Origin of the sequence: Halotalea alkalilenta (assembly GCF_001648175.1) — a bacterium.
In the GTDB taxonomy this organism is placed as follows: Bacteria; Pseudomonadota; Gammaproteobacteria; order Pseudomonadales; family Halomonadaceae; genus Halotalea; species Halotalea alkalilenta_A.
Genome location: NZ_CP015243.1, coordinates 1229838 through 1252719 on the forward strand (window position 1 = coordinate 1229838; position 22882 = coordinate 1252719).

Sequence of the window (22882 nt, forward strand, 5' to 3'; positions counted from 1 at the left end):
CGGTGTTCTCCTCAGGTGGACTGGTCCTGCTGGTCGGAGTCGGGCAGCGGTACACGCAGGCCCCCGAGCAAAAAGCTCATCAGCCGTGGCAGCAGCAGATCGAGCGCCCGCTGCTGGGTCTCCTCGACGCCGAACAGCGGGCCGAGATGACGCGTGCCGAGCAGCGCATAGGAGGTGGCGCCGAGCATGAACTGGAAGCGCCAGGTCACTTCCGCCCGCGGAACCTGGGGCATCGCCCGGTAGAAGGCCTCGCGATAGCGTTCGAGCACGTGGGCGAACTGGTCGGCGACGATCGCGCGGGTGAATTCGGAGGGGTCGGTCACGATGCGTTCGATCAGCACGGTGAAGGCGCGGGCATGGGGCGCCCGACTGCCGGCGAAGCGCACCAAGGTGCCGAAGTAGGCATCGACGATCTGCGACGGGCGCGGCGGCTCGTCGGCCGCCTCCAGCGCGTCGAGCAGGCGTAGGCGCTCCTGGTTGAGCATCCCCATGCGCCGCTCGAGCACTGCGCGGATCAATGCATCCTTGGAACCGAAGTGGTAGTTCACCGCGGCGATGTTGACGCCCGCCCTGGCGGTGATGGTACGCAGGGAGGCGTTGGTGTTGCCGTCGGCGGCGAAGATCGCCTCGGCGGCGTCGAGGATCAGCTCGGAGGTCTGGAGTGTCGCGCGTTCGCTCATGCGTGGGCCCGATTCAAATGAACGTTTGAATCGAGTCTACCTGCTCCAGCCCGGGAGGGAATGGGCCTAAGGCCAAAGGATGAGGTCGGGGCGTGTCAACGTGCCCTAGAGCTGCTTGATCTGGATGCCGGGCGGTACGCGCGAGGCGCCAGCGTCCTCGAGCTCCTTGAGGTAGTGGCGCCACCAGGTTTCCTGGTGCAGCGCCAGCTCGAACAGAAAGGCCCAGGTATAGAGCCCGCTGTCATGGCCGTCGTCGAAGCTGAGCTTGAGCGCATAGTTGCCGACCGATTCGATGTCGAGCAGCGAGACGTCGCGTTTGCCCGTCTGCAGCACTGCCTGGTCGGGACTGTGGCCGCGCACTTCGGCGGAGGGTGAGAACACCCTGAGCAGCTCGACAGGTAGCCGGTAGTGCAACTGCTCCTGGCGGCGCTCGCCGACGCCCTGGCTTTCGAGTCGCGCGGCCTCGGTATCGCGCAGTTCGCCTGCGTCATAGACCAGCTCGACCAGCCGCGGCCCGCGATGATAGTGCACATGGACGGGAACGGGCGCGGGTGGCCGGGCGAGTTGATCGAAGCGCTCGCGTGGATCGAGGTTCATGATGATGCTCCTGCACGGTGCGAGGTTGGCCCGGTCGGCTAAAGGCGCGTGCCGAGCATTAGACACGCGTCGCGTCAGGCACGGCAAATGCGCTCAGGCCTCAGGCTGAACGACCGCGCCCCGCGCAGGGAGGCGCGGGGCCGGTTGGCACGTCTTAGAGGATGTAGCGGGAAAGATCCTCGTCGCGAGCCAGTTCGCCGAGGCGCTGGTCGACATAGGGGCCGTCGATCAGCTGTTTTTCCATTTCGCCACCGACGTAGAGCGGTTCTTCGAGCAGCCGTTCCATCACCGTATGCAAGCGGCGGGCGCCGATGTTCTCGGTGCCTTCGTTGACCTGGTAGGCGATTTCGGCGATTCGCTTGATGCCGTCGCTGGTGAACTCGATCTCGAGGCCCTCGGTGCGCAGCAGTGCCTGATACTGATGCGTCAGCGAGGCGGAAGGCTCGGTGAGGATGCGCTCGAAGTCGTTGGGCGTCAGCGCCGAGAGCTCGACCCGGATCGGTAGCCGCCCCTGCAGCTCGGGAATCAGGTCCGAGGGCTTGGAAAGATGGAAGGCGCCCGAGGCGATGAACAGGATATGGTCGGTCTTGACCATCCCGTACTTGGTCGACACCGTCGACCCCTCGATCAGCGGCAGCAAGTCGCGCTGCACCCCCTCGCGGGAGACATCGGTACCGCTGCTTTCGCCGCGCTTGGCGACCTTGTCGATCTCGTCGATGAAAACGATGCCGTTCTGCTCCACCGCCTCCAGCGCGCGGCTCTTGAGGTCATCGTCGTTGACCAGCTTCGACGCTTCCTCCTCGACCACCAGCTTGCGTGCCTCGCCGACGCTGAGCTTGCGGGTCTCGCGCTTTTGCTTGTTGAGATTGGAGAACATGCTCTGCAGCTGGCTCGCCATCTCCTCCATGCCCGGCGGGGTCATGATGTCCATGCCCTGGCTCGCCGGAATCAGCTCGATCTCGATCTCTTTGTCGTCGAGCGAGCCCTCGCGCAGCTTCTTGCGAAACACTTGGCGGGTCGAGCTGTCGCGGCTCGCGCCGCTATCGTACTCGGAGCCTCGGGCCGGCGGCAGCAGCGCATCGAGGATTCGCTCCTCGGCGAGGTCCTCGGCCTTGTTGCGCACCCGGGTCTTGGCCTGCTCGCGCACCAGCTTCATCGCCATCTCGACCAGATCGCGGATGATCGATTCGACGTCGCGACCGACGTAGCCCACCTCGGTGAACTTGGTCGCCTCGACCTTGAGGAAGGGGGCGCCTGCGAGCTTCGCCAGGCGGCGGGCGATCTCGGTCTTGCCGACCCCGGTCGGGCCGATCATCAGGATGTTCTTCGGTGTCACCTCGGCGCGCAGTTCGGGATCGAGCTGCATCCTCCGCCAGCGGTTGCGCAGCGCGATCGCGACCGCGCGCTTGGCCTCGGCCTGGCCGACGATATGCTGGTCGAGGGCATGTACGATTTCACGGGGAGTCATCTGTGCCATGGGATCAGTCCAGCGCCTCGAGGGTGATGTTGTGGTTGGTGAACACGCAGATGTCGGCGGCGATGTTGAGGCTCTTCTCGGTGATCTCGCGGGCCGTGAGCTCCGTGTTCTCAAGCAGGGCGCGGGCGGCGGCGTTGGCATAGTGGCCGCCCGAGCCGATGGTGATGATGCCGTGCTCGGGTTCGAGCACGTCGCCGGTGCCGGTGATGATCAGCGAGGCGGTGCGGTCGGCGACCGCGAGCATCGCCTCGAGCCGGCGCAGCGCCCGGTCGGTGCGCCATTCCTTGGCCAGCTCCACCGCGGCCCTGGTCAGGTTGCCCGAATTCTTCTCGAGCTGGGCCTCGAAACGCTCGAACAGGGTGAAGGCGTCGGCGGTACCGCCGGCGAAGCCGGCCAGCACCTGCCCTTTGTGGAAGCGCCGGACCTTGGACGCATTGCCCTTCATCACGGTATTGCCAAGGGAAACCTGGCCGTCCCCGGCCAGGGCGACTTGGCCGTTACGGCGCACCGATACGATCGTGGTCATGGAATTCTCTCGTCTGCTTCGGACGAAACCGAAAACGGGTGAATGTGAACGTCGGCGGGCGTGAATCCCGGCGCACTCCCGCCGGTTGAAGTGTCGATCCGTCGGCGCCGTGCGAGTCTTTCTCGCGAATGTAACGGGCTAGGTGCGGGCGCCGGGCGATGAAATCAAGGGCGCGACCGTGCTAGCCGAACCGCTTGGCGATCTTCACCGCGCGCGCCGCGTAGCCGCCGCCGAACAGCACGGCGTGCACCAGCAGCGGATAAAGCTGGTGGAGGGCGAGGCGCTGCCGCCAGCCGGAGTCGAGCTCGGCGGCCTCGGCATAGGCGCCGTGGATGCGCTCGAGCATCGGTGCACCGAACAGCGCCAGCATCGCCAGGTCATCGAGGAAGTGGCCGCCATGGGCGGCGGGGTCGATCATCACGCAGCCCTGGCGGCACCAGAGCAGGTTGCCGCTCCACAGGTCGCCGTGGAGTCGGCACGGCGCCTCGTCGTCATCGAACTCCCCGGCCGCGAGTCGCGCAGCCAGGCGTTCGATCATCTCGCTGCCTGGGTGATCGATGGCGCCGGCATCCTGGGCAAGGCGCAGGTAGGGCGTGATCCTCGCCTCGGCGAAGAAGGCCCCCCAGGCTAGCCAGTTGCCGTAGCGCATCGGCAGCGGTGCTGCGGTGGGACCGATGAAACCGTGGGGACCGGGAGCTTGGGGCGGCGGCGCACCGAAGGCCGGTGCGCCGGCGCGGTGGGTCACCAGCAACGCACGGCCGAAGGCTTCAGCGCTGGCGGCAGTGGCGGCGGAGATATCGAGCCGCGCCAGGCTGAGGCGATCGGGGGCTGCGTCGAGCACCTCGACCACCTCGGCGCCGCCCGCCTCGGCGAGCCAGGCAAGCCCCGCCGCCTCGGTGGCGAACAGCGTCGGCGGAGCGCCGGCGGCGCTTTTGGTGAAAGGCGTCATGGCGTATGACATGGAGGAGCTCCGTTCGCGCGATCTCGAAAGGATACTCGGAGGATAGATCAGCTCTCCTGCGCCGCGCCGCACGAGTGTGGCGCGGCGCAGGGATCAGCGCTGGCGGATCATCAGTGGGTCGACGCCGCGCGCCTGCATCAGGCCACGGGCGCGGGCGAGCTCGGCCTGGTCGCTGTAGGGGCCAGCCTGGACGCGATACCAGGTGGTGCCGTCACCGGTCCTGACCTGGCTGACCTGGGTCACCAGGCCAAGGTCGCGAAAGCGGCCCGCCATGGTATTGGCGTCCGCCTGGGAGCGGAACGAAGCGGCCTGGAGCATGTAGCTGGCGCCGCCTTGGGCGCTGGCGGGCGCACTGCTGCTCGGGGTGCTCGGGGTGCTGGGGGCGGCTGGCGGCGTCTGCGTGCTCGGCTGCGCCGGCTCGCGGCTGGCGCTCTGGCTCGGCGTGGCGGCAGGCGGCGCCTGAGGCGCAGCGGCGGGCGCCGAAGGCGCGATCACCTCCGACTCGGGCAGCAGGGTGTAGAACTCGAAGGTCGGCATGTTGTTCGCCGGGTCTTCGCCGCCCTCCTGCTGCGCCTGGGGTGTCGAGGGCTGTCCGGACTGCTGGGCATCGCTTTGCGACTGCTCGGCGCTCTGGCCCTGCGGCTCGCTGGGAACCGGCCGGGTGACGATCGCCGCCATGCCGCCCTGGGAGTCGCTGGGCTCATTGGCGAGGAAGTGCTTGGCGATGAAGAACCCGGCAATGATGCCGCCGATCGCCCATAGCCAGCCGGGAATGCGCATACCGCCTCCCGAGCTTTTCGAAGCGCCGCGCTTGGCGCCCTGCGTCCTGCGCGGCTGTGCGCGCCGCGAGGCGCTGTTCTGGCGTGGCGGCATTACATCTCCTCCGGTGCATCGAGGCCCAACAGGTCGAGGCCGTTGCGCAGTACCTGGCGCACGGCGAGGGCGAGGGCGAGGCGTGCGTTGCGCATTTCAGGCTCATCGACCATCACTTTGACCGCGTTGTAGCAGGTGTGGAATTCGGCGGCCAGCTCCTGCAGGTACTGGGCGATCTGGTGCGGCTCGCGGCTTTTGGCCGCGCGGGCGACCTGCTCGGGGAAAGCGGCGAGGCGATTGAGCAGGTCCTTCTCGCGAGGGTCCTCGAGCAGGCCGAGATTGGCCAGGCCGAGCGCCTGGTCGAAGGGGGTCCCCTGGGCCTCTGCGCGCTTCAGCACGCTGCAAAGCCGCGCATGCGCGTATTGCAGGTAGTAGACCGGGTTGTCGTTCGACTGCGCGCGGGCCAGATCGATGTCGAAGGTCAGCTGAGAATCGACCCGGCGCGCGACCAGGAAGTAGCGCGTCGCGTCGCGTCCGACCTCGTCGATCAAATCGCGCAGGGTGACGTAGCTGCCGGCGCGCTTGGAGAGTTTCACCTCCTCGCCGCCGCGCATCACCGTGACCATCTGGTGCAGCACGTACTCGGGCCATCCCGCTGGAATGCCCGCCCCAAGGGCCTGGAGCCCGGCGCGCACGCGAGTGACGGTGGAGTGGTGATCGGCACCCTGCTCGTCGATCACGGTGGTGAAGCCGCGGCGCCATTTGTCGAGGTGATAGGCGACGTCGGGAACGAAGTAGGTGTAGTCGCCGTCCCGCTTGCGCATCACCCGGTCCTTGTCGTCGCCGAAGTCGGTGGTGCGCAGCCATAGCGCGCCATCCGCCTCGAAGGTGTGGCCGCCTTCGATCAGGCGCTCGACGGTATCCGCGACCTTGCCTTCGGAGTAGAGCGAGGACTCGAGGAAGTAGACGTCGAACGGCACGTCGAAGGCCTTGAGGTCGAGGTCCTGCTCGCGGCGCAGGTAGGCGACGGCGAATTCGCGGATCGCATCGCGATCTTCAGGATCAGCCTTGGCGGTGACCTGGCGGTCGTCGGCGACCACCGTTTCGCCCTGGCGGTAGGCATGGGCGATGTCGGCGATGTAGTCACCGCGGTAGCCATCCTCCGGCCAGGCCGGGTCGCTGGGTTCGAGACCCTTGATCCGCGCCGATACCGAGCGCTCGAGATTGGTGATCTGGGCGCCGGCGTCGTTGTAGTAGAACTCGCGAGTGACGCGGTGACCGGTGGCCTCGAGCAGCCGCGCGATGCAGTCGCCGACCACCGCGCCGCGGCCGTGGCCGACGTGCAGCGGTCCGGTCGGGTTGGCGGAGACGAACTCGACCTGGACGCTCTCGCCCTGGCCGAGGTCGCTGTGGCCGAAGCTGTCGCCCGACTCGATCACGCGCTCGATGATCTGCGCGGCTGCGGCGGTCGCAGCGAAGAAGTTGATGAAACCAGGGCCTGCGATCTCCACCTTGCTCACCGCGGGCGAGTCCGGCAGTGCCTCGATCAGCTTGTCGGCGAGCTGGCGCGGCGCCATCCTCGCCGGTTTGGCAAGGATCATCGCCAGGTTGCAGGCGTAGTCGCCATGGGCCTTGTCGCGCGTCGCATCGAGCTTGATCTCGACCTCGTGGTCCTGGGGGATAACGCCCTCGCTCTTGAGCGTGGAAAGGGCTTGGGTGAGGAGCTCGAGGAGCGTCTCTTTCATCGAAGGTGACCGTTGCTGTGCTGGAGTGGCCGTGCGCCGCGGCGATGGAGCACCATCGAATCCGGGGAGCAGCGGCGGGAATCTGCGGGTGCGATGCGCCGGGGAATCGCTACCGGTGCATCGTGGATGAACGCAGCATTATGGTCCACCCCCTGGGGTGTCTCAAGTCGGCAGGCGCGCGTGGAGCGCGCGGCCCCCCCAAGGCACCGGCTCAGCTCAGGCTCAGCGGATCGATATCGATCGACCAGCGCACCTTGCGTGCGAGCGGTGCATCTTCGAGCCAGGCGACCAGCCAGGCGGCCGCTTCATGGAGCTGGCTACGGCGATCGGCGGCGAGCATCAGCTGGGCATGATAGCGGTTCTGGCGGCGCTCCATCGGCGCAGGTACCGGACCGAGGCAATCGACCGGCAACTCGCGCTCAATGAGCCAGGCGCGAAGCTGCCCGGCCCCCTGCGCCAGCAGCGTCTCGACGCTCGCCTGGTCGGCGGCCTCGGCGCGCAGCAGTGCGATGAAACGAAACGGCGGCAGGCCCGCGGCCCGGCGCTCGTCGAGCAGTCGTTCGGCAAGGACGTCGTAGCCTTGGCTTGCCAGCAGGCGCAGGTTGGGGTCGTCGGGGTGCATGGTCTGGATCAGTACCCGTCCAGGCAGTGCCGCGCGCCCGGCGCGCCCGGCGACCTGGACCAGCAGCTGGGCGCTCTGTTCGAGGGCGCGGAAATCGCTGCTGTAGAGCCCGCCGTCGGCATTGACCACCACCACCAGGGTGACGTGGGGGAAGTGATGCCCCTTGGCCAGCATCTGGGTGCCGACCAGGATGCAGGGGCGGGCGCTGCGCACTTCGTCGAGCGCATCGCTGAGCGCGTCCTTGCGCCGGGTGCTGTCGCGGTCGATGCGCAGGATGCGGGCATCCGGGAAGCGCGCCTGGAGGGTCTCCTCGGTGCGCTCGGTGCCGGCGCCGAGCGGGCGCAGGTCGCCGCTTGCGCACTTCGGGCAGGCATCCGGCAGCGGGGCTTGGTGATCGCAGTGGTGGCAGACCAGCCGGGGAGGCTGGCGGTGCAGGGTCATGCGCGCGTCGCAGCTCGGACAGTCGAAGATATGGCCGCACTGCTGGCATGAGAGGGTCGGGGCGAAGCCCCGGCGATTGATGAACACCAGCACCTGGTGGCCAGCGTCGAGCTGGGTCTTGATCGCCTCGATCGATTCCTGGCCGAGGCCGCCCTCGCGGCGCTTGATCCGCAGGTCGACGAGTTCGAGCCGGGCGAACGATGCGCTGCCGGCGCGGCGATTGAGCTTCAGGTGGCGATAGTGGCCACGGCTTGCATGGGCGAGGCTTTCGAGCGAGGGGGTGGCGCTGCCGAGCACCACCGGCAGCTGCTCGCGGCGGGCGCGGACCACGGCGAGGTCGCGGGCGCTGTAGCGCAGCCCCTCCTGCTGCTTGAACGAAGCGTCATGCTCTTCATCGACGATGATCGCGCCGAGCTTCTCCATCGGAGTGAAGATCGCCGAGCGGGTGCCGACCACCACTCGCGCACGGCCCGAGCGCGCGGCCTCCCAGACGTCGAGGCGCTCGCCGTCGCTGACTCCCGAGTGGATCATCACCACCGGTACGCTGAAGCGGCGGCGGAAGCGCTCGAGCGTCTGCGGGGTTAGACCGATCTCGGGCACCAGTACCAGTGCCTGGCCGCCACGGTCGAGCACCGCCTCGATCAGTTGCAGGTAGACCTCGGTCTTGCCGCTGCCGGTGACGCCGTGGAGCAGGCTCGGCGAGAAGCGCCCGAGCCCCTCGTGCAGCGCAGCCAGTGCCTCGCCCTGTTCGCGGTTGAGGGTCAGCGAAGGCTCGGCGAGGGTCGGGGTGCCGGGCTGAACCGCCCGGGTCAGCGGCTCCTCTTCGCACTCGACCAGGCCCTTGGCCCGCAGCCCCTCGAGCTGGGGTCGGGCAAAGCCATGGGCGAGCACCGCGGAGCCGACCAGTCCCGCGGTGTGCTGCTGGAGCAGCCCGAGCAGCTCGCCCTGCCGCTTGGCCTGGCGCAGCGTGGCGGGGTCCAGGGCTGCGCCTTCGGGAGTGCAGCGCCAGCGCTCCCGGGTGCGCGCTTCGAGAGGGCGCCCCTGGCGCAGCAGCGCCGGCATCGCGTGCGCCAGCGTGTCACCGAGCGAATGCTGGTAGTAGCGGGCGGTGAAGCGGCACAGCCATAGCCACTCCTCGGGCAGCGGGGTCTGGTCGATCAGGGCGGCGATCGGTTTGAGTTTGGCGAGCTCGAAGTCGCTGTCCGCCGCGACCTCGACCACCACGCCGACCATCTCGCGGCGGCCGAACGGGACCCGCACCCTGAGCCCCGGCACCCAGCCGGCGGTGGGGCGCTCCCGGCCGGGAAGATAGTCGAACACACGCCGCAGCGGCGTGGGCAGCGCTACGCGCAGCACCGAGGGGGAGGCGAGGGGGGCGGGGTATTGCGGGGTTCGACCAACGATTGGCCTCCAGACTCGAAGCTGCTAGAATATGCGCCTTCGCCTTTAGCGCGTCGGCCCTCAGGGGTGATGTGCTTGACCCGTATGCTCGCCGCGATGAGCGTCGTCAAGGCGGCCGGCGAAGGTCGTACATCTTCCATTTCGCATGCGGTACCTGGCAAGGCGCGACTCATCTACGCGCAATTTGACTTGACCGGGTGGCGGCATGCCAAGCGAGGTCTCACATGAAAGCTTCAATCCATCCCCAGTACCAGACCATCTCCGCCAGCTGCTCTTGCGGTGCCAGCTTCGAAATCGGCAGCACCTCCAATGAGTCGCTGAGCCTGGACGTCTGCTCCAACTGCCACCCGTTCTACACTGGCAAGCAGAAGCAGGCGACCACCGGTGGTCGCGTCGAGCGCTTCAACAAGCGTTTCGGTGTAGCGGTGAAGCGCGGCTGAGGCCCCGCCGGAAGCGTCATCGCGACGCTTCGTCAAAGCATCATCGTCCAGGACCCGCCCTCGTGGCGGGTCCTGGCGTTTCAGCGCCAGCCAAGGCGAAGCCGGGCACAGCGTGAGAGGCTCGAAGGACGCTCACCGAGCTTGCACTGGACGCCATGTATCGCCGCTACCCTCGTTTCGCCGCCACGCTACTGATTCTCCTCTTGCCGCTGCTCGCTTTCAGCGCGCGGGCGCAGACAGGCTTGGCCTATGCCCTGGCGCCGGAGGAGGGGCGTGCGGACGCGCCGCTGGTGGTCGCCCTGCATGGCCTCGGCACCAATGAGCGTGATCTGCTGCCGCTGGCCGAGTATCTTCCCGAGGGGTGGCGGATGCTCGCCGTGCGGGCGCCTTTCGTGCTCTCCGGGCAGCGCTATCGCTGGTTCGAGGGCACGGTGGTCGAAGGTTTCGGCCCCGGGCTCGAGCAGGATGTCGCCGAGGGCCGCGAAGCGGTGCTCGCGACCATCGACGAGGCGCTGGCAGAGCAGGGGCTCGCTCCTTCGCGGCTCTACCTGCTTGGCTTCAGCCAGGGCGCGGCGATGGCCGCCGAGGTGCTGATCAGTGCGCCCGAACGCTTCGATGGGGCTGCGCTGCTCTCGGGCTTCCTGGTCGACGACACTCGCCGGGTCGAGCTCGACGGCGCCAACGTGCTGGTGATCCATGGCGATGCCGATGCGAGGGTACCGCCGCAGCACGGCGAGCGCACCGCGCGCTGGTTCGAACGGCAGGGCGCGACGACCAGCTGGAGCCTTCATCCCTCGCTCGGGCATGGCATCGACGCTGAGGTGCTGGACGAACTCAACGCCTGGTGGGCGGACTAGACCGCTGCACTGGAGAGCGGCCGAGGATGGTCCGCTCAAGCCGCTCGATCCCTCGACGTCGCTTCGCTCCTCTCGGGACGAACGGGTAGGGAGTTGGCGCGAAGGCCCTGCATTCCCAACCGCTCATGGTCAGCGCCCGGGGCGCGAGGGCAGTCGCTGCTTCCGTTCGTGGTGAGCCTCCTGTGCCATCGCGATGGCACTGCGCATGGACCTTGAACCCGAGTAGCATGGCTGTGTTGCCGCAAGCAGCGTGGCCGCATGTCTTTTGGTGCCGGGTGCCCGGTGGTGAGAATGGCTCTGGTCGTGGGCTGCTGCGCATTATGGTGAGCCTGGCTTCCCGTTGGAAAGATTTGTCTTCCCAGAACACGACCGGGCTTGCGGTAACCCTTTCTCCATCGACCCGTTCCCAGGAGCTATGAGATGGCCCACTTACCGGTATTGGATCCATTGGCAGCCTTCGTGGATGTCGGCAGCGAGCAGATGTATGTGTCGATTGCCGGGGGGGAGCCGAAGGTCTTCGGCACGTTCACGGCACAGCTGCATGAGCTACGTGACTGGCTGTTGTCGCAGAAGGTGAAGTCGGTGGCCATGGAGGCCACGGGGATCTACTGGCTGCCTCTGTACAGCGTGCTGGAAGCCGCGAAGCTACAGGTGCTGATGGTCAACGGTAAGCACACCCGCAATCTGCCGGGTCGCAAGACGGATATGAAGGATTGCCAGTGGGGAGCGACGTTGCACGCGCACGGACTCTTGCGGGCAGGCTTCGTGCCCCCAGCCGAGATCCGGCGCTTGCAGGATTACCTGCGACTGCGCCAGGACCACATCACGCTGGCCGCAGGGCATGTGCAGCATCTGCAGAAGGCCTTGGAGCGGATGAACATCAAATTGCACGATGTCATCAGCAACCTGGTGGGCCGCAGCGGCATGGCGGTGATCCGGTCGATGCTCGAGGGTGAACGCGATCCTGAGCGACTGCTGGCTTTGTGCGACGTGCAGATCCGCCAGCAGAAGGCCGAACGGATCAAAGCCTCTCTGCAAGGGACCTGGGCCGAGGAGCATCTGTTCGCGTTGCGCCAGGCGCTGGAAAGCTGGGAGCACTACCAGCGTTTGATCAGGGCTTGCGACCAACAGATCGAAGCGGTGCTCCGTTCGATCGACGTCGATCCTCCGACGTCGCCGCCGTCCAAGGCGCACAAGCGAGGCGGTGCCAATGCACCCCAGATCGATGACCTGCATCCGATGCTGGTGGCTCTGTGTGGAGGCAATGATCTCACCGTGCTTCCCGCCCATACGGACTACAGCGTCCTGCAACTCATAGGTGAAGTGGGAACCGACCTGACCCAGTGGCCGACCGAGAAACACTTCACCGCTTGGGCCGGGCTGGCCCCCGGGAGTCATCAGAGCGGTAAGCGCCAACGCTCGGCCAAGCGCAGGCGTAATCGTGCTGGGCGCCTGTTTTGCGTCATGGCCCGCAGCCTCGCCCGCAGCAAACACATTGCGCTGGGCGGTTTTTACCGTCGGATGGCGGGTCGCCGAGGTGGATTGATCGCCAATATCGCCCTGGCGCGCAAACTCGCGGCGCTGTTCTGGCGCGTCATGGTCAAAGGATTGGACTATGTCGAACACGGACTCCAGTACTACGAGGCACAGGCGCTGGAAACCAAACAACGTTCCATGCGTCGACTCGCCAAGCAGCTCGGGTTCTCCGTGACGCCTATCCAGACTGAAGCTCAAAATGCTTCTGCCTGAAAGTTGAGGAAGAACGATATGACGACCGCCCAATCTCCCCCCTGATCATCCCCCTGTCGAGGAGAACTCGGAGGGGGTTCATGGAAAGCGCCCGAGGAACGAGGACTGTCGAACCACAGCCTTAGCGCCGCCGCTCGATCCCTCGACTGGCGCCCCCAGTTGCCGAGCTGTAACTCGACCTTGGCGCGTATCGGCGCCGCTCGGGACGAACGGAAGGGGATGGCGCCGAGCCTGAAGCCAACCGCTCATGGTCAGCGCCCGGGGCGCGAGGGCAGTCGCTGCTTCCGTTCGTGGTGAGCGCCCGAGGAACGAGGGCTGTCGAACCACAGCCTTAGCGCCGCCGCTCGATCCCTCGACTGGCGCCCCCAGTTGCCGAGCTGGAACTCGACCTTGGCGCATATCGGCGCCGCTCGGGACGAACGGAGGGGGATGGCGCCGAGCCTGAAGCCAACCGCTCATGGTCAGCGCCCGGGGCGCGAGGGCAGTCGCTGCTTCCGTTCGTGGTGAGCGCCCGAGGAACGAGGGCTGTCGAACCACAGCATTAGCGCCGCCGCTCTATCCCTCGACTGGCGCCCCCAGTTGCCGAGCTGTACCTCGACCTTGGCGCGTATCGGCGCCGCTCGGGACGAACGGAAGGGGATGGCGCCGAGCCTGAAGCCAACCGCTCATGGTCAGCGCCCGGGGCGCGAGGGCAGTCGCTGCTTCCGTTCGTGGTGAGCGCCCGAGGAACGAGGGCTGTCGAACCACAGCCTTAGCGCCGCCGCTCGATCCCTCGACTGGCGCCCCCAGTTGCCGAGCTGTAACTCGACCTTGGCGCGTATCGGCGCCGCTCGGGACGAACGGAGGGGTATGGCGCCGAGCCTGAAGCCAACCGCTCATGGTCAGCGCCCGGGGCCCCTTCGACTCGCGATACTCGCTCAGGACGCTCGGAAACATCTTGAGTCGAACCACGCCGGCCTGCCGCCAAGCTCCTAGAGCCCATAGACGATCGACATCGTGGTCGTGGTATCGGTGCGATACTTGGCGTCGTTGGGCGGATCGCTGTTGTGCTCGGCGAGATAGGCCAGGCGCAGGGAGAAATCGGCGTTGATCGAAAGGCTCAACGACGTCTCGCTGCGCAGGGTAAGGTCGTCGCCGGCGGCTTCGGTGGCGAAGCCTTGTTCGAAGCGGGCGGTGTCGGAAAGTCGATAGCTATAGTTGAAGCCGGTATACGCCAGCGCCCGATAGTCGACTTCACCGTTGCGAATTTTGTCCCGGCGTATGCCGGGACCGATCTCCACCGACAGCGAGTGGGGCCGCGTATCGACCAGCTGGCGCCCGTAGCCGCCGGCCAGCGAAAGCTGGTTGTCGTAACCGCTGAAGCGATCGATGTTCAAGCGCAGCTGGCCGAACACATAGTTGTCTTCGGCGAGGTTGTAGCGCGTGCGGGCAGCGCCGACGTAGCGTTCGGCGGTGCTCTCGTCATTGCTGCGCGCGCTGTCGGCGGAGGCATAGAGGTTGTACGACCAGCGGTCCCGGTACCAGGTCAGGTTCGTGCGCCCATTGAGCGACGAGCTGTCATCGTTACCGGTGCGGTTGATGAAGCCGAACTGGAGGTTGCCCTCGAAGTCCTCCTCCGCCAGGGTGGGGTCCAGCAGGGTCGAGAAGTCCTCGATCTGTGCCTCGGTGCGCAAGGGCAGCAGGGCGATCGCAAGCGCGAGCGCGACGCTCGCCCATGCCGGTACCGAGGGGCTCGGTACCGTGGGACTGATGGTGAAGCGCGATGGCAGGGTGGTTCTGGGGCGCCTGCAGGGCGCCCCGCTTGGTTCAGAAGATGGCGTCATAGGAGCCGGTGCCTTGCGAGCCCGACTCATTCTCCAGATCGGGCCGTACCGAAGGCTCTTGGTAGGGTGGCAGATTGTCGGCGCGGAAAATCTCGCTGATCCCGCCTGGATCGTTGTCGCGCAGGCGCCGGCCGCTCTGTGGATCGATCCGGGCGCTGACCACGTTCTCCGGGCGTGGCAGGAACTGTGGCGACATGCCCTCGAGCGCCTGGCCCATGAACTGGGTCCAGATCGGCAGCGCCGCCTGGGCGCCGTATTCGCCAGTGCTCGAGTTGTCGTCCATTCCGACCCACACGGTCGCGACCAGTGCATTGTTGAAGCCTGAGAACCAGGTATCGCGCTGATCGTTCGAGGTGCCGGTCTTGCCGGCCAGATCATCGCGCCCGATCGACAGCGCCGCCCGGCCGGTGCCCCGTCTGATCACGTCGCGCATCATATCCTGAAGCATGTACACCGACGCGCCATCGGCGACCCGCTCGGCGATCGGATAGGTGCGGCCATCGATTTCCACCGTGCTGTCGAACGGATCGCACTCGGGGCAGGCCGCGGGTGGGTTCGGCTCATCGAGCAGGTTGGTCTGGTCCTCGCCCTGGGTGATCCTGGCGATGTACCAGGGCAGCACCTTGAACCCGCCGTTGGCGATTTCGGCGTAGCCGCGCGCGATCTCGAGCGGTGTCAGCGAGGCACTGCCCAGCGCCAGTGACAAACCGTTGGGCAGCTGTGCGCGGTTGAAGCCCATGCGCTCGAGCATGTCCAAGGTATTGTCGAGCCCGGTCGCCTGCAGAGCGCGGATGGTCACCAGGTTGCGCGAGCGATAGAGCCCTTCGCGCAGCCGGGTCGGGCCGAGGAAGGAACGGGTGTCGTTCTCCGGGCGCCAGACGTCGCCGCTGAGCTCCTGCTGGACGATCGGCGCGTCGTTGATCACCGTTGCGGGAGTCATGTTGCCCTGTTCCAGCGCGGACAGGTAGATGAACGGCTTGAAGCTCGAACCGGGCTGGCGGCGTGCTTGGGTAGCGCGGTTGAAGCTGCTCTTGGCGAAGCTGAAACCGCCCTGTAGCGCGCGGATCGCCCCGGTGCGCGGATCGAGCACCACGATCGCGCCTTCGATCTGGGGCGTCTGTGAGAGCCTCCAGCGCTCGCTATTGCCCTGCCCGTTGGCCACGACCCTCACTAGATCGCCGCGCGCGGCGATCTGGGCGGCCTGGGTCGGCGATGCCCCGCGGGCGCGCACGCTGCGGTAGGGCGCAGCCCACCTGAGCTCGTCCCAGCCGATCGTCTCCACCTGGCCATTGCGTCGCAGCACACGCATCTGCTGGCCCTGGGCGTCGATCACGATCGCCGGTTCGAGCGGCCCCACATTGGGTGTGCTGCCGAGCACCCTCAGCCAGTTGGAGACGTCCTCCTCGATGCCTTCCACCCGGGTCGAGCTGCGCTCGGCCGCTTGGCGGGCGGTCTGGGCCACCTCGGGCGAGGCGGCGAGCTCCTCCTCGAGCCCGCGACGGTCGGTGCGCTCCTGCGCTTCGGCCAACGTCGAGGGAATCCCGCTCTGCTCAGGGCCGCGCCAGCCATGGCGGGCATCGTAAGCGACCAGCCCATCGATCAGTGCATCGCGCGCCTGGTTCTGGGTGCGGCTGTCGAGCGTGGTGGTGATCGAGTAGCCGTCGGTGTAGGCCCTGTCGCCGAAACGAGAGATCGCATACTGGCGAGCCATTTCCGCTACGTACTGCGCCTGGAGCTGCAGCTCGGTACGCGAGCGCTGGATCTGGATCGGTGCCTGCACCGCTTGCTGGTACTGCTCGTTGTCGACGTAACCGAGCTGCTGCATGCGCAGCAGGATCCAGTTACGGCGGATCAGTGAGCGCTCGGGGTTGGCGATCGGGTTGAGGTTGGAGGGTGCCTTCGGCAGTCCAGCGATGGTCGCCGCCTCGGGCAGGGTCAGCTGCGAGAGCGGTTTGTTGAAGTAGATCTGCGCCGCGGAGCCGACCCCATAGGCGCCTTGGCCGAGATAGATCTTGTTCACGTAGAGCTCGAAGATCTGCTCCTTGGTCAGGATCCGTTCCATCTGCAGCGCCAGCAGGATCTCACGGATCTTGCGGGTGAAGGTCTGGTCCAGGGTGAGCAAGTAGTTGCGCGCTACCTGCATGGTGATGGTGCTGCCCCCGGAGCGGATGCTGCCGCTCGCGGCAAGCTCCATCGCCGCACGCGCAAGCCCCCTGGGGTCGATCCCCGGATGGCTGAAGAAATCCTGATCCTCGGCGGCGACGATCGCATTGACCAGATCCGCGGGTACCTCATCGAAGTCGACGATCTGTCGACGCTGCTCTCCGTACTCACCGATCAGCTTGCCATCCTGGCTGTAGACCCGCAGCGGCGTCGCCAGCTGATAGTTCTGCAGTGAATTCACATCGGGCAGGCTTGGGACGAAATAGATCGCCGCCGCGGCTACAGCAAGCAGCCCCGCGGCCGTTAAGGCAATCAGCAGCCAGAAAAGATGAAACAAGGTGCGTTTAATCAACTTCATTTAGAACGGCCCATCCGAAGTGGGTGGCGACGAGCTTGAAACGGTCGTCGCGAAAGACGCGAGCGGCATGGGAATCGCGGCGGATACCGGTGCGAGCCGGCTCATCGAGGTCGTGACAGGTGAACAACCACAAACGTGGCGCATTATAAGTAGCGCCCTCAGGAGGGGCCAGTGATAAACCATGTCGGCTTGTTGCGACCGGTTACCTTAGCGCACTGGGTGACACGCGTCTGCACCTTTCTGGCCTCCGGGCGGGCGCTTCCCGCCCGCTCTCCCCGGCTTGGGATCTCCTGTGGCGAACGCTCGGTGGCGCTGGTCGAGCTGGAGCCCCGGCGCCGCGGCATGAACGTGGCCTGCGCAGGGGTGGAGCCGCGTCGCCGGGGCGAGCGCAGTGCTCGCCCCGCGCTCGAGCGGCTGCTCGAGCGACTCTCTCCGCGCGCCCGCCGCGTGGTCACCGCGCTGGATGCCGATCGGCTGCTCGAACAGCGCATCGAACTGCCCTCGGGGCTCAGTCCTTGCGAGGTGGAAAGACATCTCCACGCGCGGCTGAGCAGGCTGGCTGCGACCCTCGATGAACCGCCGGTATTCGATTTCTCCCTGGTTGATGACATCGATTTCCGCACCCGAGTTCCGCAACGGCTTTCCTGGCGACTGGTGGCCTGCCGCCCGAGCGAGCTCGAGACGCGGCTGGGTGAGTTCGCCGGGCTCGGTCTCAAGATCGCGGCGGTGGACGTCGATCTGTTCGCCCTTTCGCGCCTGGTCGAGCGCACCCCGGCGGACGCCTTGCTCTACCGTGACGGCCACCGCCTGTGGCTGGTGCGCGATGGTTTCCGGCTCGCCATGGACCTGGCCGGGGTCGATCCCGGGCAGGCGCTGGTCGACTGGCTGCCTGCGGTGTGGGGCGATGCGCCGCCGGTAAGGCTGTGGCTTGCGGGCGACGGCTGGGCGTCGTCGGATCCCATCGGTCTGAGTGGCGCGCTCGGGCGCCGAGTCGCGCCATATGAGTCGCGGGCCATCGGTACCCGGCCGGGTCGCGGCGATGGCGGCGACGCTCGGCTGGCGCTCGCCTATGCGCTGGCGGTGAGAGGCTGCCGATGAGCGCTTTTCGCGATGTGGATCTGCGCCCCTGGCGGGGGCCGATGCGCCGGAGCGCTCGGTTGCGTCTTTGCGCGTGGTGTGCGGTGGCGGGCGTACTGGCCTTGTCGCTGGGCGCTACGCTGGCGGGCTGGCTCTCGCTGCAGCGCGAGCGCTGGGAGAGCCGGGTGGAGGCGCTCGCGCTCGAACGCATCGAGTTGACCGCAACGCTTGCCGAGCTGACGGCGATCGAGCGCCAGCGAGCGATGCTGGCGCAGCGGCATCGCTCGCTCGAGCAGTGGCTCGCGGTGCGTGATACCTGGGTCGAGCTCTGGGCGGCGTTGTCCGGGCTCGGCACCGAAAGGCTGCGGCTCGAGCGGATCGAACGCCGTGGCCGCATGCTGCGGTTGGAAGCACAAGGCAGCCTGGCGGCCGCCAACCTTGCGCTGGCACGCCTCGGCGGGCTGTCCCAGGTGGCATCGGCCCGGCTGATCGAGCATCGGCCTGGACCGGAGGGCGGCTGGTGCCAGCTCGAACTCGAGCTGCCCGGGCTGGTGGGAGAGCCGGTGGAGGACGCTCCAAGGACGCAGGGGGTGGCCGGATGACCAGCATTGCGCGCTGGCGCGTGGGGGCGCTGCCCGGCTGTCGCTGGGAGCCGTTCGATCCGCTGTTCTGGCCCCGGTGGCTATGGGCAGTGGCGGTGGGGGGTGGTTTTTTCCTCGCCCTGGCGCTGAGCGGGGCGCTATGGGTCGCGCCCGGGCTCGAGGCGCTGTTCGCTTCTCGCGCGACGCTCGACCGGGCACTGGAACAGCGGCTCGGAAACCAAGCAGCGCTCGAGCGGTTGACGCTGCTGCGCGGGCAGGAGCAGCAGCTCGCCCGCTATCGCCAGGCCTTGAACGAGGCGTTCGCGGTGCCGGCGCGGCCGCTCGAGGCGCTCTCCTCCCTCGCCCTCGAGCGGGGCCTGGAGATCACGCGGCTCGCGCCGCTGGGGGATGGCAGCCGCCCGCAGCTCGAATTGAGCCTTGAGGGCGATTTTGTGCCGCTGGTTGCGTTCATGCTCGCTCCCTCTGCGCTGGGCGCCGTTTCGCTCGGCGACTTCGAACTGCGGCGTGCGCTGGACACCGAAGAAGACGGCGCCGCCAGGCTGGCGCTGCGCCTCGAGCTCGGCTGGCATCCCGACGCCGAGCCGGGGCCCACGCAATGAGGCCGCGCTTGCGTCGCAGCTCGGCCTGCGCAAGCCTCGTGCTGCTTTGCGGCTGTGGCGGCGACCCCGGCCAAGTGGCTCATCAGCAGGTGAGTGTCGCGGCGCTCCCTCCGGTATCGATGAAGGTCAGCGATGACGCATTCACGCAGCGCCTCGACGCGGCGCTGAGACACGACCCCTTTCGAGGCACAGTGGCGGAGATCGGCATACCGCCGGCGTCGATGTCGGGTTTTTCGGTTCGACAGCTGACCCCTCGCGGTGTGTTGAGCGACCGGCACGGCCGCTTCGCGCTGGTCGAGACCGCGGAAGGTCGTGTGGTGCGCGTCGCAGTCGGCGATTCGATCGGCGAGGAGCGGGCCAAGGTGGTGGCGTTCGATGCCATGGGGCTGACCCTCGAGCTACCCGACGAGGTGGCTGAACGAGGGGAGGGGGAGCGAGTACTGCGCCTGCTCGGAGCGGAGCCGCATCGATGAGACTGAAAATCCTGCTGCTCTGCGTGTTCACGCTCGCACCAATGGTGGCTTGGGCGAGCGAGCTGATCGATGCGCGGCTTTCGATCGAGCCGGATAGCGGCGATGCGCGCATGGTGCTCGAGTTCGATGACGAGGCCGGGGAGATCGACGGGCTTTCGCTCGGCCAGCCGCCACGGCTGATGTTCACGCTGCCCGGCGCGCGCACGATGCTCGAGGGAAGAGGGCGCGCCCACGCGGTGCCGGGGGTCGGGCCGCTGGAGATATCGACGCCGCCCGGAGGCGTGCGTCTGCTGCTGGAGCTGACCAAACCCCATGGGTACCGGATGGAGCGGCACGGTCGGCGGATCGAGGTGGTGCTCGAGCCCAGCTCCGCGCCGGTCGTCGCCGAGGCTGCTCCAGTGCGCCCGCTGCCGGTCAATGTCGAACGTATCGTGGTCGCCCCGCCCCCAGGGGGCGATACGCCGGTCAGCCTGGATTTCCAGCGGCTGCCGGTGCGCGCGGCGCTCTCGCTGCTCGCCGAGGCCGGTGGCGTCGATCTGGTGGTCGCCGACGGTGTCGAGGGCGAGCTGACCCTGCGTCTCGAATCGATCCCCTGGTCGCGTGCGCTGGCGCTGGTGCTCGAGGGGCAAGGCCTGGCCAGCCGCCGCCACGGTGATGCGCTGCTGGTCGCTCCGGCGGCGGCGATCGAGGCCATCGCTGCGCGCGAGGCGCGCCCGCTGGGGGACGAGCAGGCGCTCGCGCTGGATATGCTCAAGGTCGACTATGCCCGCGCCGAGGATGTGGCCTCGCTGCTCGAGGGCGGCGGTGGCGCGGGCCTGCTTTCACCGCGGGGGTGGATCGGCTTCGACGCCCGCACCAATACGCTGCTGGTGCAGGATACGCCGACTCGGCTGGCCGGGATCAGGCGGGCGCTGGCCGAGCTCGATGTGCCGCTGCGGCAGGTGCAGATCGAGGCGAGGATCGTGATCGCGCGCGAGCGGGTCTCGCGCCAGCTCGGCATTCGCTGGGGCGAGGCCGGCATCGGGCGTGCGTTCAGCGAGGGCATCGCGAGCGAGCGGCGAGGCTTCAGTCCAGGGGGAGAGGGGAGCGGCCCCTTTCTCGGGCTCGGTTTCGAGCTCGGTGGCACGGCGTCGCCGCAGGGCGCATTCACGGTCGGGCTGGTCAACAGCAACGTACTGCTGGCGCTGGAGCTCAACGCCCTCGAGCGCGAGGGCATGAGCCATACCTTGTCGCAGCCGCGGGTGGTGACCCTGGATCGCGAGCCTGCGATGATCCGTCAAGGCCAGGAGGTGCCCTACCAGGAGTCGGGCGCTTACGGTTCGACCAGCACCAGTTTTCGTGACGCGGTGCTCGCCCTCGAGGTCTTGCCCCAGTTGACCCCGGACGGGCGCATTCGAATGGCGGTCGACGTGCAGAATGACAGCGTCGCCGGCGATCGCTTCAATGGCCTGCCCGCGATCGACACCAGTCGAATCAGTACTCAAGTGCTGGTCGATAATGGCGAAACGGTGGTACTTGGCGGTATCCTGACCAGCGAGCAGGCGAACGAGCTGCACAAGCTGCCATGGCTTGGCGATCTGCCTCTGCTCGGCGGGTTGTTCAGGCGTGCGGAGCGGGCACGGGAGCGAGTCGAGCTACTGGTGTTCATCACGCCGAACATCATCGAGGATCAACGAGCGGCGCGCTGATGCGGGATTCACTCAACATATTTCTCATCGGTCCGATGGGGACCGGCAAGAGCACCATCGGTCGCTTGCTGGCCGCTGAGCTGCAGCGGCCGTTCTTCGACAGCGATCACGAGATCGAACGGCGCTGCGGCTGCGACATCCCATGGATCTTCGATGTCGAGGGCGAGGCGGGCTTTCGCGCGCGCGAGGCCCAGGTCATCGATGATCTTTCCACCCAGCAGGGCGTGGTGCTGGCCACCGGCGGCGGCGCGGTCACCCATCCCGAAAGCCGCCGGCTGCTGCGCGAGCGCGGTACGGTGATATTCCTGCGCACGTCGGTCGAGCAGCAGCTCAAGCGTACCGCGCGGGACCGCAACCGGCCGCTGCTGCAGTGTGAGGACCCGGGCCGCAAGCTGCGCGAACTGTTCGAGGTGCGCGAGCCGCTCTATCGCGCCACCGCCGATCTGGTGATCAGCACCGAGCGGCGCAGCCCGAGAAGCGTGGTCAACGATATTCGCCGCCAGCTCCATCTCCACGATGACCTGGTCGACGCACGGGGCTGAGCCCTTGCGCGCCGAGTCCCGCTCGCTCAATCCATTTCCATTCGGACGTCTCTTCTCTCCGCGCGTCCGCGCCAGTATCGAGGAATTTCCATGCAGACCCTGATGGTCGAGCTCGACGAGCGCAGCTATCCGATCCACGTAGGGCCGGGGCTGATCGATCGCGGTGATCTCTACGCTCCGTACATCGCTGGACGCCAGGTGATGATCGTCACCAATGAGACGGTCGCGGCACTCTATCTCCAGCGGGTCAAGGCCCAGCTCGGCGACTATCAGCTCGCCGAGACGATTCTCCCCGATGGCGAGCAGTACAAAACCATCGATTGCGTCGAGCAAATCTGGGATGGGCTGCTCGCCGCGCGGTTCAACCGGCGCGCCACTATCATCGCGCTCGGCGGAGGGGTGATCGGCGACATGGCCGGTTTCGCCGCGGCCTGCTACCAGCGCGGCATCGCCTTCATCCAGGTACCGACCACGCTGCTTTCTCAGGTCGACTCCTCGGTTGGGGGGAAGACCGGGGTCAACCATCCCCGTGGCAAGAACATGATCGGCGCGTTCTGGCAGCCCCGCGCGGTGATCATCGACACCGCCACCCTCGAGAGCCTGCCGCCGCGCGAGCTTTCGGCCGGGCTCGCCGAGGTGATCAAGTACGGACTGATCCGCGATCTCGAGTTCCTCGCCTGGCTCGAGGACAACGTCGAAGCGCTGCGCGCTCTCGATGCCCAGGCGCTGACCAAGGCAATCCTGCGCAGCTGCGCGGTGAAGGCCGAGATCGTCGCCGAAGACGAGACCGAGCAGGGCGTGCGTGCGCTGCTCAACCTGGGCCATACCTTCGGTCACGCGATCGAGACCGACCAAGGCTACGGGCGCTGGCTGCATGGAGAAGCGGTGGCGAGCGGGATGATGATGGCGGCGACCCTGTCGGCCCGGCTGAACGATCTCGACGCCGCCGCGCTGGCTCGCGTGGAGACGCTGCTACGCGCCGCTGGCCTGCCGGTCCATGCGCCGGAGGGGATGAGCAGCGAGCGGTTCCTCGAATTGATGAGGCTCGACAAGAAGGTGCTCGACGCTGGGTTGCGCCTGGTGCTGCTGGACCGGCTCGGACAGGCGCGCGTCGAGGCTAACGTCGATGAAGCGCTGCTGGTCGAGATGCTTAACGCCTACCCTCGGGCCACCCTGGCTCGGCAGCGTGACGATTCGATTGGCTGAAGCGCGGCAAGCGTGCGGCGATGGGTGCGCAATGCGACCATC

Annotated in this window: 20 protein-coding genes; 10 read left to right on the forward strand and 10 right to left on the reverse strand. The window is 67.2% G+C overall.

What is annotated here, in order from left to right:
- Positions 1–11: 11 nt before the first annotated feature.
- The 8 genes from A5892_RS05440 to A5892_RS05475 all read right to left on the reverse strand — a co-directional run bounded on the left by A5892_RS05440 (position 12) and on the right by A5892_RS05475 (position 9218).
- Positions 12–680 carry a TetR/AcrR family transcriptional regulator gene (locus tag A5892_RS05440; RefSeq protein ID WP_064121936.1) on the reverse strand — a complete coding sequence of 223 codons (669 nt, stop codon included), beginning with the start codon at positions 678–680 and terminating at the stop codon, positions 12–14.
- Between the two features lie 105 nt (positions 681–785).
- Positions 786–1277: a gamma-butyrobetaine hydroxylase-like domain-containing protein gene (locus A5892_RS05445; RefSeq protein WP_064121937.1), complete on the reverse strand. Its 492-nt coding sequence runs from the start codon at positions 1275–1277 to the stop codon at positions 786–788.
- A gap of 154 nt (positions 1278–1431) precedes the next feature.
- On the reverse strand, positions 1432–2754 hold the full coding sequence (gene hslU, locus A5892_RS05450) for an ATP-dependent protease ATPase subunit HslU (RefSeq protein ID WP_064121938.1): 1323 nt from the start codon (positions 2752–2754) through the stop codon (positions 1432–1434).
- A gap of 4 nt (positions 2755–2758) precedes the next feature.
- Positions 2759–3280, reverse strand: coding sequence for an ATP-dependent protease subunit HslV (gene hslV, locus A5892_RS05455; RefSeq protein WP_027349425.1), 522 nt, complete (start codon positions 3278–3280; stop codon positions 2759–2761).
- Between the two features lie 181 nt (positions 3281–3461).
- Positions 3462–4241, reverse strand: a complete 780-nt coding sequence (locus A5892_RS05460) for a fructosamine kinase family protein (RefSeq protein WP_223302796.1) — start codon at positions 4239–4241, stop codon at positions 3462–3464.
- Between the two features lie 93 nt (positions 4242–4334).
- Entirely contained in the window at positions 4335–5114 is a 780-nt protein-coding gene (locus A5892_RS05465; protein WP_064121939.1) for an SPOR domain-containing protein, read from the reverse strand.
- Positions 5114–6799: an arginine--tRNA ligase gene (gene argS / locus A5892_RS05470; RefSeq protein WP_064121940.1), complete on the reverse strand. Its 1686-nt coding sequence runs from the start codon at positions 6797–6799 to the stop codon at positions 5114–5116. The genes A5892_RS05465 and argS overlap by 1 nt, the downstream gene beginning before the upstream one ends.
- A gap of 211 nt (positions 6800–7010) precedes the next feature.
- Positions 7011–9218 (reverse strand): primosomal protein N', encoded by a 2208-nt coding sequence (locus tag A5892_RS05475; RefSeq protein WP_223302797.1) that lies wholly within the window; start codon positions 9216–9218, stop codon positions 7011–7013.
- A 269-nt stretch (positions 9219–9487) separates the two neighbouring features.
- Between A5892_RS05475 and rpmE the strand changes: the two genes are divergently transcribed.
- The 3 genes from rpmE to A5892_RS05490 all read left to right on the forward strand — a co-directional run bounded on the left by rpmE (position 9488) and on the right by A5892_RS05490 (position 12309).
- On the forward strand, positions 9488–9703 hold the full coding sequence (gene rpmE, locus A5892_RS05480) for a 50S ribosomal protein L31 (RefSeq protein WP_064121942.1): 216 nt from the start codon (positions 9488–9490) through the stop codon (positions 9701–9703).
- Between the two features lie 155 nt (positions 9704–9858).
- Positions 9859–10560 carry an alpha/beta hydrolase gene (locus tag A5892_RS05485; protein WP_064121943.1) on the forward strand — a complete coding sequence of 234 codons (702 nt, stop codon included), beginning with the start codon at positions 9859–9861 and terminating at the stop codon, positions 10558–10560.
- Between the two features lie 420 nt (positions 10561–10980).
- A complete protein-coding gene (locus tag A5892_RS05490) occupies positions 10981–12309 on the forward strand; it encodes an IS110 family transposase (protein ID WP_064121411.1) in 1329 nt (442 codons plus the stop codon).
- A gap of 971 nt (positions 12310–13280) precedes the next feature.
- On the opposite strand, the gene A5892_RS05495 is transcribed toward A5892_RS05490, so the two are convergent.
- Both A5892_RS05495 and A5892_RS05500 read right to left on the reverse strand, forming a co-directional pair.
- Positions 13281–14132, reverse strand: a complete 852-nt coding sequence (locus tag A5892_RS05495) for a DUF481 domain-containing protein (RefSeq protein WP_190295657.1) — start codon at positions 14130–14132, stop codon at positions 13281–13283.
- Positions 14116–16653, reverse strand: a complete 2538-nt coding sequence (locus A5892_RS05500; protein ID WP_064121944.1) for a penicillin-binding protein 1A — start codon at positions 16651–16653, stop codon at positions 14116–14118. Before A5892_RS05500 ends, A5892_RS05495 begins: the two co-directional genes overlap by 17 nt.
- Positions 16654–16872: 219 nt before the next feature.
- On the opposite strand from A5892_RS05500, the gene pilM reads away from it, so the two are divergent.
- The 7 genes from pilM to aroB all read left to right on the forward strand — a co-directional run bounded on the left by pilM (position 16873) and on the right by aroB (position 22840).
- Positions 16873–17751 (forward strand): pilus assembly protein PilM, encoded by an 879-nt coding sequence (pilM, locus tag A5892_RS20175; protein ID WP_190295658.1) that lies wholly within the window; start codon positions 16873–16875, stop codon positions 17749–17751.
- Positions 17748–18332 carry a hypothetical protein gene (locus A5892_RS05510; protein WP_150123491.1) on the forward strand — a complete coding sequence of 195 codons (585 nt, stop codon included), beginning with the start codon at positions 17748–17750 and terminating at the stop codon, positions 18330–18332. Before pilM ends, A5892_RS05510 begins: the two co-directional genes overlap by 4 nt.
- A complete protein-coding gene (locus tag A5892_RS05515; RefSeq protein WP_064121947.1) occupies positions 18329–18931 on the forward strand; it encodes a hypothetical protein in 603 nt (200 codons plus the stop codon). The genes A5892_RS05510 and A5892_RS05515 overlap by 4 nt, the downstream gene beginning before the upstream one ends.
- Positions 18932–18939: 8 nt before the next feature.
- Positions 18940–19404 (forward strand): pilus assembly protein PilP, encoded by a 465-nt coding sequence (locus tag A5892_RS05520; protein WP_064121948.1) that lies wholly within the window; start codon positions 18940–18942, stop codon positions 19402–19404.
- The gene (gene pilQ, locus A5892_RS05525) at positions 19401–21092 is read left to right on the forward strand and encodes a type IV pilus secretin PilQ (protein WP_064121949.1); all 1692 of its coding nucleotides are present in this window, start codon (positions 19401–19403) and stop codon (positions 21090–21092) included. Before A5892_RS05520 ends, pilQ begins: the two co-directional genes overlap by 4 nt.
- Positions 21092–21634, forward strand: coding sequence for a shikimate kinase AroK (gene aroK, locus A5892_RS05530; RefSeq protein ID WP_064121950.1), 543 nt, complete (start codon positions 21092–21094; stop codon positions 21632–21634). Before pilQ ends, aroK begins: the two co-directional genes overlap by 1 nt.
- 90 nt (positions 21635–21724) lie before the next feature.
- Complete coding sequence (aroB, locus tag A5892_RS05535) at positions 21725–22840, forward strand: 3-dehydroquinate synthase (RefSeq protein WP_064121951.1); 1116 nt, start codon at positions 21725–21727, stop codon at positions 22838–22840.
- Positions 22841–22882: the final 42 nt, after the last annotated feature.

Bases quoted from the DNA above. Each gene is read 5' to 3' on its own strand.
- A5892_RS05440 (WP_064121936.1), bottom strand. From the start codon at position 680: ATGAGCGAACGCGCGACACTCCAGACCTCCGAGCTGATCCTCGACGCC.
- A5892_RS05445 (WP_064121937.1), bottom strand. From the start codon at position 1,277: ATGAACCTCGATCCACGCGAGCGCTTCGATCAACTCGCCCGGCCACCC.
- hslU (WP_064121938.1), bottom strand. From the start codon at position 2,754: ATGGCACAGATGACTCCCCGTGAAATCGTACATGCCCTCGACCAGCAT.
- hslV (WP_027349425.1), bottom strand. From the start codon at position 3,280: ATGACCACGATCGTATCGGTGCGCCGTAACGGCCAAGTCGCCCTGGCC.
- A5892_RS05460 (WP_223302796.1), bottom strand. From the start codon at position 4,241: ATGTCATACGCCATGACGCCTTTCACCAAAAGCGCCGCCGGCGCTCCG.
- A5892_RS05465 (WP_064121939.1), bottom strand. From the start codon at position 5,114: ATGCCGCCACGCCAGAACAGCGCCTCGCGGCGCGCACAGCCGCGCAGG.
- argS (WP_064121940.1), bottom strand. From the start codon at position 6,799: ATGAAAGAGACGCTCCTCGAGCTCCTCACCCAAGCCCTTTCCACGCTC.
- rpmE (WP_064121942.1), top strand. From the start codon at position 9,488: ATGAAAGCTTCAATCCATCCCCAGTACCAGACCATCTCCGCCAGCTGC.
- A5892_RS05485 (WP_064121943.1), top strand. From the start codon at position 9,859: ATGTATCGCCGCTACCCTCGTTTCGCCGCCACGCTACTGATTCTCCTC.
- A5892_RS05490 (WP_064121411.1), top strand. From the start codon at position 10,981: ATGGCCCACTTACCGGTATTGGATCCATTGGCAGCCTTCGTGGATGTC.
- A5892_RS05495 (WP_190295657.1), bottom strand. From the start codon at position 14,132: ATGACGCCATCTTCTGAACCAAGCGGGGCGCCCTGCAGGCGCCCCAGA.
- A5892_RS05500 (WP_064121944.1), bottom strand. From the start codon at position 16,653: ATGAAGTTGATTAAACGCACCTTGTTTCATCTTTTCTGGCTGCTGATT.
- A5892_RS05510 (WP_150123491.1), top strand. From the start codon at position 17,748: ATGAGCGCTTTTCGCGATGTGGATCTGCGCCCCTGGCGGGGGCCGATG.
- A5892_RS05515 (WP_064121947.1), top strand. From the start codon at position 18,329: ATGACCAGCATTGCGCGCTGGCGCGTGGGGGCGCTGCCCGGCTGTCGC.
- pilQ (WP_064121949.1), top strand. From the start codon at position 19,401: ATGAGACTGAAAATCCTGCTGCTCTGCGTGTTCACGCTCGCACCAATG.
- aroK (WP_064121950.1), top strand. From the start codon at position 21,092: ATGCGGGATTCACTCAACATATTTCTCATCGGTCCGATGGGGACCGGC.
- aroB (WP_064121951.1), top strand. From the start codon at position 21,725: ATGCAGACCCTGATGGTCGAGCTCGACGAGCGCAGCTATCCGATCCAC.